The following is a 13713-nucleotide window of genomic DNA, read 5'->3' on the forward strand; positions in this document are numbered from 1 at the left end:
GCCGGCTACCTATTTATAGATGGATGCTTTTATAAGGATTTATATTGAATATCAATTGTATGTGTTGTGACGTGTAAATTTATTTATAAAATAATTTGGTTTATATCGTAAACCAGTTTATGTTTGCCCTGTAATTAACAATTACCCTATATGTCTAAGCTATTCTATACCCTTTTGATCCTTTGTGTACTTCCTGGAGCTTTGCTTGCGCAAATCAAAATTTCCGGTAGAGTAACTTCCCCTAAAAAACAGCCTCTCGTTGGCGTAAACGTTTACATTAAAGGTTCGTACGACGGGGCTACTACTGCAAAAGACGGTTCCTATTCTTTCACCACCGACGTTACCGGCGAGGCTATCCTAGTTGCGTCATTAGCAACGATGGGTTCCATTGAAGTGAAGGTTGAATTAAATGCACCATCGCTTGAACAAAACATTGTTTTAAAAGAAACGATGAATGAATTGAAGATGGTAACTATATCTTCAGGTGCTTTTGAAGCCAGTGATACGAAGAAAAATACAGTACTTAAACCCTTGGATATTGTTACTACAGGCGGCGCAAATGCCGATATCGTAGCGGCATTAAAAACATTGCCAGGTGCACAGCAAGTGGGTGAGAAAGAAGGGCTATTCGTACGTGGTGGTACAGGCTATGAAACACAAACCTTCATCGACGGTATGCTTGTTCGTAATCCCTTTTATTCAGGTATGCCCGATTTTGCTACTCGTGGCCGTTTTTCTCCATTCTTATTTAAAGGAACAACGTTTAGCAGTGGTGGGTATAGCGCTTTATATGGTCAAGGTCTTTCTTCTGCCTTAATTTTAGAAACAATCGATTTACCTGATCAATCTTCTTCCTCCGTAAACCTTTCTTCTATTGGCTTTGGTGGTGCTTATTCACACTTGGCAAAAGATAAAAAGAGTTCTTATGGTGTAGAAGCAAACTACATGAATCTTACCCCTTATTTTAAATTGGTACCGCAGGTGAACGAACCTTCTACCTACCCATCGGGCCTTAATACTACGGCTAACTTTAGAGTAAAAACGTCTAAAAGTGGTATGTTGAAGTTCTACGGTGCTTATAGTAGGAACGCCTTTGGTTTTAAAATCAACAGTTTACAATATCCCGGTGCTTTAGAAGCTTTCGATTTAAACAATAACAACGCTTACGGCAACTTAACCTACCGCGAACGTATCAATGAAAATTGGAAACTCGATATGGGCTTGTCATACAGTTACAACATCGATAAAATCAAAATGGATACGCTGACCAAAGATATTCCTACTGTAAATATTCGCAGTACACAAGCGTTGACTCAGTATCGTACGGTTATTACAAGGAACTTTGGTCATTCTGCTCTTCGATTTGGTGCTGAGTACCAATTTGATCAAGAGAAAATGCGTTACAATGTGTATGATTTGAATTACAATGATCATTATGGGGCTGGTTTTGCGGAAGGGGATATATACTTTACGCCTCGTTTAGTAGCTCGTTTGGGTGCCCGTTATGAATATTCTTCTATTATTAAAGCAGCTAACATTGCACCACGTGCGTACCTGGCGTACAGAACGGGTGTGAAAGGCCAGGTAAGTGTATCATATGGTACGTTCTACCAAAAGCCGGAACAGCAATATATTCGCCTCAACCACGATTTGGGTTATATGCGTGCAACACACTACATTGCGGCGTACCAGTACATTTCAACGCAGCATGTATTTCGTACAGAGTTGTTTTACAAGAAGTACAACGATTTGTTGAAAACAACCCCTACTTTAAATACAAGTGGAACGGGATATGCAAAAGGTGTTGAATTCTATTGGAGAGATAAGAAAACAATTAAGAACGGCGATTATTGGATTTCTTACTCTTACCTGGATACAAAACGTGATTACTTAAATTACCCATTCCAAGTGCAACCCGATTTTGCGGCAAATCATACCGCTTCATTTGTATACAAACAGTATTTCCCGAAAATGAAAACTTATTTGGGTGCAACCTACACATTCGCCACAGGGCGTCCTTATTACAATCCCACTCGTCCTGAGAGCGAATTCATGAAAGACAGAACAAAATCATATAACACGGTTGGTTTCAATGCCAACTATATTACAAACATCCGCAAGGCCTTTACGGTATTTGTTTTTACAGTAACGAATGCTTTGGGTACGGATCAAGTATATGGTTACCGTTATTCAAACGATGCCTTACGCAGAGCAGCTGTAGGACCAATGGCTCCCCGCTTCTTCTTTGTAGGGATGTTTATGAGCTTCGGTATCGATAGAAGTAAAGAAGTAATTGAAAACAACTAACGTTCAAGTTTAAACGATAAAAAATCTTAACACCTTATAATTCTAAACTATCATGAAAAAAGTACTATTTGCTATTGCTTTCTGCTTCGGTTTAATGAACCTCGCACAAGCTCAGTCGCAGTTTGAAGCTGCTATGGAAAAAAATGTGGCTGCTTTGAATAGTGTAACAGACCCTTCTCAATATCAAACTTTAGCCAATACTTTCGATCGTATTGCAGCTGCTGAACCGCAACAATGGTTGCCTAATTATTATGCTGCTTATTGCCGTGTAATGTTAGCGTTCAGTAATAAAGATGCTGATAAAGTAGATGCTTTAGCAGATGCTGCAGGTGCCAATCTCGATAAGGCCGAATTATTGCAACCCAATAACTCCGAAATTCTTACTGTAAGATCGATGATCGCAACGTCTCGTATCAATGTAGATCCAATGACAAGAGGCCCGATTTATGGTCGTGAAGCCGCCACCTTACTCGAAAAAGCAAAACAAGTAGACCCTGAAAACCCAAGGGTGTACATGCTCCAAGGTCAATCGGCTTATTTCACACCAGAAGCCTTCGGTGGTAGCAAAGAAAGAGCAAAACAGCTATTCACATTGTCCATCGAAAAATTCGCAAAAGCGAAGCCAGAGAATAAAATTGTTCCACAATGGGGTGAAGGATATACAAAAGGATTAATTGAGAAATTGAGCTTTTAATTTTATACATTGTCCTGGCTATAACGGCCAGGACTTTTCTATTTCATGTAATTTATGCGGTTTTCACCCGCTGATTCTTTAAATTCGCCGTTTTAGCCCAAGGAAAGCTAAAATGAAGCTGCGAACTAATTCAAGAAAACCAACAACAATCAATTCTCACTATGGAAATGAATGATAAGCCGATGAACGAGATGGAAAGCATTCAAATCATCAATAGTATGATTGCCAATGCGAAACAAGGAATGCAATCCAATGGTACGAGCTTTATCCTTTGGGGTTGGGCATTATTTGCAACTTGCCTAGCAAGCTTCATTTTATACTTTATCGACTATAAGCAACCGATGTTACCTTGGACCATCGCTACGTTATTCGGTATTATTATGATTGGTGTAAACGTGATGCAAAAACCGAAGGTAGAAAAGGTAAGAACCTATATGGACGAGCTTATTAAAGCCTTTACGTCGGGTTTTTATATTTGCTTAGTAATCGTAATTGCGGGTATGAATTTTAATGCTATTTCTTCTTATGCCGGTTTTATCGTGTTATTGTTGTTATACGGGTTATTAATGCACGTTGTAGGTTTTGCTACACGCTATAAACCATTGATTGTTGGTGCAATTGTAGCGTGGACGGGTTGTTTACTCGGTTTATGGTTACAAAGTATGATGTACTTGATGTTATTTACCGCGATTTCGATGGTGATGGGATTTATTGTACCCGGGCATCTTTTACGCAAGGCTTATAAGAATAACCAGTATTAATTAGGAAAATGAACGTACATGGATTTTAAAGAACTAGACCCGGTTTTACACTCACAGCTTCGGCTCGCTATAATGAGCGTGCTTATCAGTGTGCATGAGGCGGAGTTTACTTTTTTAAAGGAGAAAACGAATGCTACTGCAGGGAATTTAAGCGTACAAATTAATAAGCTGAAAGAAGCAGAGTACGTCGACGTGGTAAAACAATTCAAAGATAATTATCCACAAACTATCTGTAAGGTTACGCAGAAGGGGATTGTTGCGTTCGAAAATTACGTGAAATCAATCCAATCATACTTGCATACCGGGAAGAAGTAATTACTACTTTTCCTCCCATTTTGCTAACCCCACCTCGCCATATTTTCCACTAATTTTTTCTTCCCCATTTTCCCCTAAAAAGCCCTACCGCATTACTGTTGCAGGCTCTCTAAGTATATTTGTTCTCTTATCGAATTCGCGGAATTGTTAACGTTTAAACCCCTGGGAGATTCATATGCTTGCCAACAAAATTAAAGTGGCGCCTACTTCTGCGCTCGTACTTAAACATGCCCAACAACTCTATGATCAAGGTCTTGCTCACCAATATTTGCAATTCCTCGATTTCGAGCATTTGGGCGAAGGAATTGATGCGTTCGATGAACATGCAAAAATTCTCGGCGATGTATTGTATTTCCGGAAGTTGTTTACGCGTTTCTTGATTGATCGTTACTTGTGGGAAGATGGACAAATGCAAGTCGTTATCCTCGCTGCCGGCCTTGATCCATTAGCTTTGTACCTCTTTGAACACCATCATGCGGCTATCAGCCAGATTTTTGAAGTCGATGCTTCCTTCACTGAAGAGAAAAACGCGATCTACAAAAAGCTCTTGCCTGCGCACGCGTCTATTCAACTCCTACAAGCCGATCTCCGCGAACCACAAGTACTCCTGGATACCCTCACCAAGCATGGATACGATTCAAGCATACCAACATTGCTGGTTTTCGAAGGTATTATCCATTATATCAACGGCAATACTTTCCACCGGCTAATGGAAAGATTCCGTAGCTCACAAAAGCATAATGTAGTAGTGATGGATTATGCATTGCCTATTCACCAAGTGCCTTTACCACACCGCGAAAGGGTAGAGGCTATCCTGCAGAAACTGGAAACCTTGGTACAAGGAAATTTGTCGATGTACTCGCGCGAAAATGTCTTCGCTCTTATTGATGCCCTCCACGGCGATATCGCTACCATCGATTCTATTGCCGATGTGGAGTTCAAGTTAAAAGCGCGCAACGAATTGTTTCACCAAGTAGGTGAAGGTTGGATAGAAATGATATCGTTCTATTTGTAAAAGAAATTATGCGAGGTGCTCTGATGCTAGCTCGGTTTTCTTCAACGGGTTGGCTGTATTTTCTGCATACGTCGCTCTTTGCGAAATAATATCAATACAGTAATATACCGCTTCCCGGAAGGATGCTGGATCGGCAATGTTTTTACCAGCAATATCGAACGCTGTGCCATGGTCGGGACTCGTACGAACTATAGGTAAGCCTGCTGTGTAATTAATACCTTCACCGGTTGCTAACGATTTGAATGGAATCAAACCTTGATCATGGTACATAGCCAACACGCCATCAAACTCTTTGTACATACCTCTTGCGAAGAATGCATCAGCGCTATATGGGCCAAAGCAAAGTAAACCTTGATTTTTTGCTTTTGTAATGGCAGGGATGATCACTTTTTGTTCTTCATTACCAATTAAACCATCGTCGCCGGCATGTGGATTTAATCCCAAAACAGCAATACGAGGTTTGTCGATTCCGAAATCTTTGATGAGGCTTTCTTTCATGAGCTGGAGTTTGCTCATGATATTATCTACCGTTACATATTTGCTTACTTCAGCTAAAGGCACGTGCTCGGTCAGTAACCCAACACGCATATTTTCAGCGGTCATAAGCATCAATACTTCCTTCGCATTAAAGGATTCTTTGAGCCATGGGGTGTGACCAGTATATTGGAAGTTGTGTTGTTGAATATTGTTTTTGTGAATCGGGCCGGTAACGATGCCGTCGATTTCGTTATTTTTTAAACATTCCAGGGCTACTTCTAGCGAGCGAGCAGCATACTTGCCACCTACTTCGTTCAACTGGCCAGGGGTAATTTGTACCTCTTCTTCCCAACAGTTATATACACTCACCTGTTTCGTATTCAACCGCGTGAAATCCTTGATGCTCTGGTAGTTGAAATTGTTTTCATTGAGCAACTTTCGATAAAAATTAATCGTTTTATTCGACGCGAAAATCACGGGTGTACACAATTCCAGCATACGATTATCAACAAAGGTTTTGATGATAATTTCTGCGCCGATACTGTTGATATCGCCGATAGTGATACCGATAACGGGCTTGTTGTTGTTGGTGATAATTTGACTCATATAATCCTGGTAACGATAAATAACGAACAAATATAAGAAATAGTTAGCGGCTTGCACTAAAAACGGTGAATCCGTTGCCCCCACTTTAAATTTAGTACCTTTACGTTTTGATAGGCATATGTATACACTCAAGAAATCATTAGGACAACACTTTTTAAAGGATGAAAAAATCTGTCAAGATATCGTGGCGGCTATGCCTGTTCACGATAACATGCAGTTATTGGAAGTAGGCCCCGGTGGCGGCGCTATTACGAAATACCTCTTGCAGATTCCGGGTATTACTTTCAAAGCGGTTGAATTGGATACCGAAAAAGTGGAGTATTTGCAAAAAACATACCCTGCTATCCAAGGAAAAATCATTAACGAAGACTTCCTTACTGCAAAAGTGCCTTATGAAGGTGAGTTTAGTGTAATTGGCAACTTTCCATACAATATTTCCACACAAATCATGTTCCGTATCCTCGAATGGAAAGAACAAGTGCCTGTGGTTGTTGGTATGTTCCAAAAAGAAGTAGCGCAGCGGATTGCCTCGGGCCATGGTAATAAAGACTATGGTATCCTGAGTGTATTGTTCCAAGCGTATTACGATGTGGAATACTTATTTGATGTGGAAGAAAACGCTTTCAACCCTCCTCCTAAAGTTAAATCGGGTGTGATTCGTTGTAAAAAGTTGAAAGTACCATACGATATTGCCAACGAAAAGAAATTATTCACCTTGGTGAAAGCTGCTTTCAACCAGCGCCGCAAGCAATTAAGGAACCCGTTGAAAGGGTATTTCGATAAGGAAATGTTACAAGACGAAATTTTTACAAAAAGAGCAGAGCAACTAAGCGTGGCGGATTTCGTAGCGCTGTCGCACAAAATGTTATGAAACCACAAGTATTAATCACTGCAAAGGTCCATCCATATCTCATCGAACAGCTGGAAACCAAAGGATTCAGTATTACCTATAAGCCATCTATTACGTACGATGAAGTAAAAGACACCATTAACCAATTCACCGGTTTAATTGTTACAACACGCATAAAAATTGATCGCCCCGTGATCGACCATGCTAGCCAACTCCAATGGATTGGCCGACTAGGTTCGGGTATGGAATTGATTGATGTTCCTTATGCAGAAAGTAAAGGTATTCGTTGTGTAAGTAGCCCTGAAGGCAATGCAGAGGCTGTAGGTGAACAGGCTGTTGGTATGTTACTAGCATTAGCCAATAATATCGTGAAAAGTAACATCGAATTGCGTGATGGAATTTGGGAACGCGAGTTGAATAGGGGATTTGAGATTGGAGGAAAAACGATCGGAATTATTGGTTTCGGGCATACTGGTGGTGCATTTGCGCGTAAGCTTCGTGGATTCGATGTGAATATCTTGGCCTACGACAAGTACAAAACAGGTTTCAGTAACGAGTATGTAAAAGAAGCTAGCCTTGAAGATCTTTTCGCTGAAGCCGACATTATCAGTACACATTTGCCATTAACCCCGGAAACGCAGCATTTGGTGAATCTACAGTTTTTGAAGTCATTCGCTCATCCCATCGTATACATCAATACATCGCGGGGGAAAGTGCTTAATACTGCCGACTTGCTTATTGCTCTTGAAGAAGGCATCGTTTCTGGTGCATGTTTAGATGTTTTGGAGAATGAAAAAGTGGCAACATATAACGAAACTGAAAAATCACAGTTGCATGCATTGGCTACACATCCCAAGGTAGTCATTACGCCACACATCGCCGGCTACTCCCACGAAGCCAGTATTAAAATGGCTCAATACGTGTTACAGAAGTTAGACATATCATAATAATATATATGATGTAGCTGTACTATTAACGTTCAAAAACATTATATTTGCTATTCACACTTACAACGCTCTTGTGCAAATGAGAGCGTTGATTTTTTTATTGTAATACCTAAAAAATCAATCGGTTATGTCTGGCGTAAATTATGTTACAAAGGAAACCCTTGAGCAAATGAAGGAAGAGTTAACTTTTCTAAAAACAAAGGGTAGGGCTGAGATCGCTAAAGCAATTGCAGAAGCACGTGAAAAAGGCGACCTTAAGGAGAACGCAGAATATGATGCGGCCAAAGAGGCTCAAGGCCTCCATGAGGCCAAAGTAGCGTCATTGGAGAATGCCATCGCAACCGCTAGAATTTTAGAAGCAGATGCCATTGATACATCTAAAGTTTCTATCTTATGTAAAGTTACCATTACCAACGTAGCCAATAAGAAAACTGTAACGTACCAACTCGTATCTGAAAAAGAAGCCGATCTTAAAGCAGGTAAAATTTCCGTTACCTCGCCAATCGGCAAAGGTTTGCTAGGTAAAGTGATCGGAGAAGTAGCTGACGTAAACGCTCCGAACGGTATCATGAAATTTAAAATTGAAGATATTACTGTGTAAAACATTCTTCATTCATAATACTAAAAGGTCGGCCATCATCGCCGACCTTTTTTATTATGAACTATTACTGACCATTGTTTCCCTATCTAGCCCCCGTTGTGTCACTCCATGCAACACTTGGTTTACTTTTCTCCCTCCCCTGTTAAGCCATCAATCCAGGTAAGTTTATAAAAACATTTATTACATTGCCCCCGGCAAACAAAGCGTTATTACCATGACTATCTTCTCAAAAATCATCAAGGGTGACATCCCTAGTTATAAAATCGCGGAGAACGATCAATTTTATGCATTCTTAGACATCTTCCCAATGATGGAAGGCCATACTTTGATTGTTCCAAAAGTAGAAGTTGATAAGTTTTTCGATGTGCCTACTGAATATTTAAATGCTTGGTTAGCATTTGCAAAGCCCATTGCAGCAGCCATTGAAAGCGTGGTGCCGTGTAATAGGGTAGGTATAAGCGTAATGGGTTTAGAAGTTCCGCACGCGCATATGCACTTAATTCCTATCAATTCAGCCGACGATATGAATTTCACACGCGCTAAATTGAAACTGGAACCTTCGGAATTCCAAGCCATTCAAGCTAAAATAATTGCACAATTGCCAGCTACTTTGTAGCAGCAGTGGCATCGTCGTCTGCTTTGGATTTTGGAGTAGACGGCGGTGCTAAATAAGCATTAATATCGAAATCTTCCGGTAACTCTTCTTTCGGCATGTGGAATTTAAAACCAATGCCATGTAAAGTTTCAAGTTTAACCGGGCTGTCAGGTGGGAAGTTTTTCCGGATTTTCGTAATGAAAACGTCCATACTTCTACCCAAGAAATAATCGTCCTTGCCCCAAACATGGTACAAGATTTCTTCTCTTTTGAGTGTTTTATTGGCGTTTTCGCAGAGGAATTTCAGTAAGTCTGCCTCTTTTTGGGTTAAAACTTTCACTTTTTTGTCGCCTTCAAGGGCAATCAATTTCAGTTCACCGTAATCAAATAATATGCTACCGAGTTTGAATTGAGTGCGTTTATCAGCATTTAAAGGACGCGTTCTTTTCAAAAACACTTCTATACGGAGTAATAACTCCTGCATGGAGAAGGGTTTGGTGACATAATCGTCTGCGCCGTTTTTGAACCCTGCAATCTTATCTTCATCTTGCGAACGCGAAGTGAGGAAAAGGATGGGTACAAAATCATTCTTCTTACGGATGAGTTGAGCCAACGCAAACCCGTCTTTTTTCGGCATCACCACGTCGAGTAAACAGATATCATACATCGTGCGTTGAAATTCTTTCCATGCCACATCCCCGTCGATACAATGTTCCACGGTGAAACCGGCCTCCTCTAATCTCCTTTTGGTGATCGCACCGAGATTGAAATCGTCCTCAACTAATAATATTTTGGCTTTCGTATCCATCTACGAACACTATTAGGGTTTGGTAAAATAAAAATTGTACGTTAACATGGAAGCAAATATCCAGTACCCAGCCACAGGTTTTGTTTTCAAAATAAGTACATTTTTGCAATTAAAAAATAGCCGATTGCGTGCAATTTTTTTAAGCGTGCGTTTACCGCGCGATTCTGCCTGGGTTTTGGGACAAGAATTGCTCCCAACTGCTGGCCTTTTTCTTCGCAGCCGCAGTTTTAGTAGGAGCCACTTTCGCAGTAGGGCTTGATTCTTGGAAATGATGACAAACCGCTACAGCTAAGGCATCGGTCGCATCCAAATATTCGGGTTTTTCATCGAATCGCAAAATATGTTGTAGCATCTGCCAAACTTGTTCCTTATCGGCATTACCATTCCCCGTAATGCTTTGCTTCACTTTTTTAGGCGAATATTCTGTTACACTAAGTCCCATTTGCATCGCCGTTGCAATAGCAACACCTTGAGCGCGACCAAGTTTCAGCATACTTTGTACATTCTTTCCAAAAAATGGTGCTTCAATAGCGCAAGCTACTGGTTTATATTGTGTTATGATCTCATTAACGCAAGCGTGAATAAGTTGTAGGCGTTCATAATGATCTTTATGCTTCGAAAGTTTTAACACATCCATCTTCAAAATAGTTACTTCTTGGGCATTTACGGCAATGATTCCGTAGCCCATGACGAGTGTGCCAGGGTCGATTCCTAAAATTATTTTTGATTTGTTTGCCAAGCTGGAACTATTTTTGCCGAAACCTAAAAACTTAAACTTAATAATCTGAACAAAAGTACCAAAATAATCCTCAATTACTTATTCGGCGGCGGCTTGTTTGCATTGTTAACCTATTTGATTTTCCTGCAATTAAAACACCAGCAAAACCTCGACGAGACCCTTACTCAAATGCGCGAATTAATTGCGCAAAATGGGTTGCCCGTGTTATTGCTTATGGCCGTTATGATGCTAATGAACTGGGGATTAGAGGCTAAGAAGTGGCAGTTGCTGGTAAAACCCTTAGAATACGTTTCATTCCGAAGAGCGTTTATGGCAATTTTATCGGGTGTATCCGTTTCCGTTAGTACGCCCAACAGGGTAGGCGAATACGGGGGCAGAATCCTCTATTTAAAAAATCGCCATAAATTAAAGGCTATTGCTGCTACTATCGTGGGTAGCTATAGCCAGCTTATCATTACTATCGTAATGGGGTTAGTCGGATTTATTTATTATATAAATAACTTTGAGGTAATCAAGGCTGGGCAACACTTTGGGCCTAACTTCTGGGAGAAAATATTGTTAGGAGTGCTGATGGTTGTTTGTGCGTTAATCATATTATTATATTTTAGATTGCAGATAATAGTCGCTATTTTCGATAAGATCCCCATTTTGCGAAAAGCGAAGATTTTTGTGTTAATCATAGCCCGTTATTCACCGCGAAATCTGGGTGTTTTATTGATGCTTTCGTTCATCAGGTACCTCGTGTTCTCGGCACAGTATTTGATTTTATTATATGCGTTAGGCGTTACAGTTGTGTGGTGGCAAGGATTTTTAATGATCAGCACCATCTACTTGATTATGGCAATAGTTCCTACCATCGCGATTGCAGAGCTAGGCGTTAGGGGAAAAGTAAGTATTTATTTTCTTTCCCTATTGAGTAGTAATTTGGCAGGCATCATTGCAGCAACAGTAGGTATATGGCTGATTAACCTCGTACTACCGGCTATAATAGGAAGCATCTTGTTACTAGGTGTTAAAATTTTTAAGGACAAATAGCCTCCGTACAATGAAGTATCTATTACTACTGCTTTGCGGGTTAACCTTTACAGGCGCCCCAGCTGAAGTGAAACGGGTTGCGCCAACTTACCAAGACGATTTCTGCGGTATCCGCAATACAAGTTTTAAACCAGGGGAAAGTATCACGTTTAAAGTATACTACAACTTAGGTAAAATGTATGTCGGTGCCGGCGAAGCTACGTTCACTTGTAAACTCGAAAAATATAACAACAGGGATGTATACCACGTAATTGGCGATGGTAAAACTTTCCGTGCTTACGATTGGATTTTCAAAGTGCGCGATCGCTATGAAAGTTATATCGATACAGCTACATTGAAGCCTCTTCGTTTCATCCGGAATGTGAATGAAGGCGGTTACAAAATCTACAATAATGTAGCTTTTGATACTGAAAAGAATACAGCAACCAGCACAACTGGTACCTTCAATGTACCTAACTGCGTGCAAGATGTAATCAGCTCTATATATTACGCCCGTAATATCGATTTCAATAAATACAAAGTAGGCGATAAAATTCCCTTCAATATGTTTCTCGACGACGAGGTATACAATATCTACATTCGCTACCTCGGAAAGGAAGAAGTAAACACAAAATTCGGAAAGTTCCGCGCCATTAAATTTAAACCATTACTCATCAAAGGCACCATGTTCACCGGTGGTGAACAAATGAATGTATGGGTAAGCGATGATGCGAATAAAGTACCACTACGTATTGAAAGCCCTATATCTGTTGGTAATATCGTAGTTGACATGGTAGCTTATGCAAACTTGCGTTATGGGTTCTCTTCTTTAATTAAGGCGAAGTAGGTGAGTTGCCTTGCTTCCAACGCTCGCGTTATTCTAATGCCATTAGTTATGTCGTTAAGAACAAGTTTCTCAAAAGCTTGTAGTTGAATCCTTGCTCTTGTTAAGGCAAATGAAATCCCCTTCCATCCCAATTCTTTAGGAGTCAGTTCTGTTAAATTATTGATAATCAGTTTAATGAAGCCATTTCGTAGGTTTAATAATGAATCGGTTTATATAAAAAACTCAGTTCGAGCGTGAACCTAAATGCCCCGTATTCGTTTTTTAACAAATCCTTATGTGCAATAGGCACAATTTTTCTGCATATTGCTAGTTGAGATTTAAATTATATTTGTTGTATAACATTATTAATACCCTTAAATATGGAAGAACGTAAACCCAAAATACTTTTAGCAGAAGATGATACGAATCTTGGCATGGTGCTGAAAAATTACCTGGAATTGAATGATTATGAAGTGGAACTTTGCAGGGACGGTATTTTGGCATTAGCCGCCTTCCGTAGAGAAAAATTCGACATCTGCCTACTAGACATCATGATGCCGAATATGGACGGCTTTAAACTCGCAGAAGAAATTCGCGATGTTGACCCCGATATTCCATTATTCTTCCTCTCTGCTAAAACCATGAAGGAAGATATTATCCAAGGTTATAAACTTGGAGCCGACGATTATATCGCCAAACCTTTCGATAGTGAATTGCTCTTGCTTAAAATCAAAGCAATTCTTAAACGTAACTCCGAATTAAACCAAAAAGAAGAAGAAGTACACGAGTTCAAAATTGGCCAGTACGAGTTTAATTCACGTTTACGTACACTCACTAAAGACGGCGATTCACACACGCTTTCGCCAAAAGAAAATGAACTCCTACATATGCTCTGTGAACATAAAAACGACCTTCTCCCTAGGGAAGTAGCGTTGAAAAAAATCTGGGGCAGTGATACTTACTTCAACGGTCGTAGTATGGATGTTTACATTGCTAAATTGCGTAAATATTTGAAAGAAGATCCACAAATCGAAATCGTAAACATTCATGGTAACGGTTTCCGCTTGGTGGTAAAAGACTAAGCTTTCTTCTTATGCAATATAAAAAGCCCATCTCTACCAAGTAGTGATGGGCTTTTCTTTATAAGAAACCTGGTTA

Annotated in this window: 15 protein-coding genes; 12 read left to right on the top strand and 3 right to left on the bottom strand. The window is 40.1% G+C overall.

From position 1 onward, the window contains the following. Positions 1–150: 150 nt before the first annotated feature. The 5 genes from LX64_RS14900 (at position 151) to LX64_RS14920 (ending at position 5092) form a co-directional block, all read left to right on the top strand. Entirely contained in the window at positions 151–2307 is a 2157-nt protein-coding gene (locus LX64_RS14900) for a TonB-dependent receptor (RefSeq protein WP_111598459.1), read from the top strand. A 52-nt stretch (positions 2308–2359) separates the two neighbouring features. Further along, entirely contained in the window at positions 2360–3001 is a 642-nt protein-coding gene (locus tag LX64_RS14905; RefSeq protein WP_111598460.1) for a hypothetical protein, read from the top strand. A 161-nt stretch (positions 3002–3162) separates the two neighbouring features. After that, on the top strand, positions 3163–3762 hold the full coding sequence (locus LX64_RS14910; protein WP_111598461.1) for a hypothetical protein: 600 nt from the start codon (positions 3163–3165) through the stop codon (positions 3760–3762). An 18-nt stretch (positions 3763–3780) separates the two neighbouring features. After that, positions 3781–4077: a winged helix-turn-helix domain-containing protein gene (locus LX64_RS14915; protein WP_111598462.1), complete on the top strand. Its 297-nt coding sequence runs from the start codon at positions 3781–3783 to the stop codon at positions 4075–4077. A 175-nt stretch (positions 4078–4252) separates the two neighbouring features. Continuing rightward, the gene (locus LX64_RS14920) at positions 4253–5092 is read left to right on the top strand and encodes a class I SAM-dependent methyltransferase (protein WP_111598463.1); all 840 of its coding nucleotides are present in this window, start codon (positions 4253–4255) and stop codon (positions 5090–5092) included. 6 nt (positions 5093–5098) lie between these two features. Here the strand turns inward: LX64_RS14920 and pdxA are convergent, their stop codons facing one another. Continuing rightward, positions 5099–6175: a 4-hydroxythreonine-4-phosphate dehydrogenase PdxA gene (pdxA, locus tag LX64_RS14925; protein WP_111598643.1), complete on the bottom strand. Its 1077-nt coding sequence runs from the start codon at positions 6173–6175 to the stop codon at positions 5099–5101. A gap of 118 nt (positions 6176–6293) precedes the next feature. Between pdxA and rsmA the strand changes: the two genes are divergently transcribed. The 4 genes from rsmA (at position 6294) to LX64_RS14945 (ending at position 9189) form a co-directional block, all read left to right on the top strand. Next, positions 6294–7046, top strand: coding sequence for a 16S rRNA (adenine(1518)-N(6)/adenine(1519)-N(6))-dimethyltransferase RsmA (gene rsmA, locus LX64_RS14930; protein WP_111598464.1), 753 nt, complete (start codon positions 6294–6296; stop codon positions 7044–7046). Next, on the top strand, positions 7043–7972 hold the full coding sequence (locus LX64_RS14935; RefSeq protein WP_111598465.1) for an NAD(P)-dependent oxidoreductase: 930 nt from the start codon (positions 7043–7045) through the stop codon (positions 7970–7972). The genes rsmA and LX64_RS14935 overlap by 4 nt, the downstream gene beginning before the upstream one ends. A gap of 127 nt (positions 7973–8099) precedes the next feature. After that, positions 8100–8573: a transcription elongation factor GreA gene (gene greA, locus LX64_RS14940; protein ID WP_111598466.1), complete on the top strand. Its 474-nt coding sequence runs from the start codon at positions 8100–8102 to the stop codon at positions 8571–8573. Between the two features lie 214 nt (positions 8574–8787). Next, positions 8788–9189, top strand: a complete 402-nt coding sequence (locus LX64_RS14945; RefSeq protein ID WP_111598467.1) for an HIT family protein — start codon at positions 8788–8790, stop codon at positions 9187–9189. On the opposite strand, the gene LX64_RS14950 is transcribed toward LX64_RS14945, so the two are convergent. Both LX64_RS14950 and ruvC read right to left on the bottom strand, forming a co-directional pair. After that, positions 9179–9976, bottom strand: a complete 798-nt coding sequence (locus LX64_RS14950) for a response regulator transcription factor (RefSeq protein WP_111598468.1) — start codon at positions 9974–9976, stop codon at positions 9179–9181. The two genes, LX64_RS14945 and LX64_RS14950, sit on opposite strands and share 11 nt — an antisense overlap. A 151-nt stretch (positions 9977–10127) precedes the next feature. Continuing rightward, a complete protein-coding gene (gene ruvC, locus LX64_RS14955) occupies positions 10128–10715 on the bottom strand; it encodes a crossover junction endodeoxyribonuclease RuvC (RefSeq protein ID WP_111598469.1) in 588 nt (195 codons plus the stop codon). A 93-nt stretch (positions 10716–10808) separates the two neighbouring features. On the opposite strand from ruvC, the gene LX64_RS14960 reads away from it, so the two are divergent. The 3 genes from LX64_RS14960 (at position 10809) to LX64_RS14970 (ending at position 13637) form a co-directional block, all read left to right on the top strand. Beyond that, positions 10809–11750, top strand: coding sequence for a lysylphosphatidylglycerol synthase transmembrane domain-containing protein (locus LX64_RS14960; RefSeq protein ID WP_158538633.1), 942 nt, complete (start codon positions 10809–10811; stop codon positions 11748–11750). A 10-nt stretch (positions 11751–11760) separates the two neighbouring features. Further along, complete coding sequence (locus LX64_RS14965; protein ID WP_111598471.1) at positions 11761–12576, top strand: DUF3108 domain-containing protein; 816 nt, start codon at positions 11761–11763, stop codon at positions 12574–12576. A gap of 359 nt (positions 12577–12935) precedes the next feature. Continuing rightward, complete coding sequence (locus LX64_RS14970) at positions 12936–13637, top strand: response regulator transcription factor (protein WP_111598472.1); 702 nt, start codon at positions 12936–12938, stop codon at positions 13635–13637. The last annotated feature ends 76 nt before the right edge of the window (positions 13638–13713 follow it).

Origin of the sequence: Chitinophaga skermanii (assembly GCF_003259335.1) — a bacterium.
Lineage (GTDB): Bacteria > Bacteroidota > Bacteroidia > Chitinophagales > Chitinophagaceae > Chitinophaga > Chitinophaga skermanii.

Excerpts from the sequence above, each read along its gene's own strand:
- LX64_RS14900 (WP_111598459.1), top strand. The coding sequence starts at position 151 with ATGTCTAAGCTATTCTATACCCTTTTGATCCTTTGTGTACTTCCTGGA.
- LX64_RS14905 (WP_111598460.1), top strand. The coding sequence starts at position 2,360 with ATGAAAAAAGTACTATTTGCTATTGCTTTCTGCTTCGGTTTAATGAAC.
- LX64_RS14910 (WP_111598461.1), top strand. The coding sequence starts at position 3,163 with ATGGAAATGAATGATAAGCCGATGAACGAGATGGAAAGCATTCAAATC.
- LX64_RS14915 (WP_111598462.1), top strand. The coding sequence starts at position 3,781 with ATGGATTTTAAAGAACTAGACCCGGTTTTACACTCACAGCTTCGGCTC.
- LX64_RS14920 (WP_111598463.1), top strand. The coding sequence starts at position 4,253 with ATGCTTGCCAACAAAATTAAAGTGGCGCCTACTTCTGCGCTCGTACTT.
- pdxA (WP_111598643.1), bottom strand. The coding sequence starts at position 6,175 with ATGAGTCAAATTATCACCAACAACAACAAGCCCGTTATCGGTATCACT.
- rsmA (WP_111598464.1), top strand. The coding sequence starts at position 6,294 with ATGTATACACTCAAGAAATCATTAGGACAACACTTTTTAAAGGATGAA.
- LX64_RS14935 (WP_111598465.1), top strand. The coding sequence starts at position 7,043 with ATGAAACCACAAGTATTAATCACTGCAAAGGTCCATCCATATCTCATC.
- greA (WP_111598466.1), top strand. The coding sequence starts at position 8,100 with ATGTCTGGCGTAAATTATGTTACAAAGGAAACCCTTGAGCAAATGAAG.
- LX64_RS14945 (WP_111598467.1), top strand. The coding sequence starts at position 8,788 with ATGACTATCTTCTCAAAAATCATCAAGGGTGACATCCCTAGTTATAAA.
- LX64_RS14950 (WP_111598468.1), bottom strand. The coding sequence starts at position 9,976 with ATGGATACGAAAGCCAAAATATTATTAGTTGAGGACGATTTCAATCTC.
- LX64_RS14965 (WP_111598471.1), top strand. The coding sequence starts at position 11,761 with ATGAAGTATCTATTACTACTGCTTTGCGGGTTAACCTTTACAGGCGCC.
- LX64_RS14970 (WP_111598472.1), top strand. The coding sequence starts at position 12,936 with ATGGAAGAACGTAAACCCAAAATACTTTTAGCAGAAGATGATACGAAT.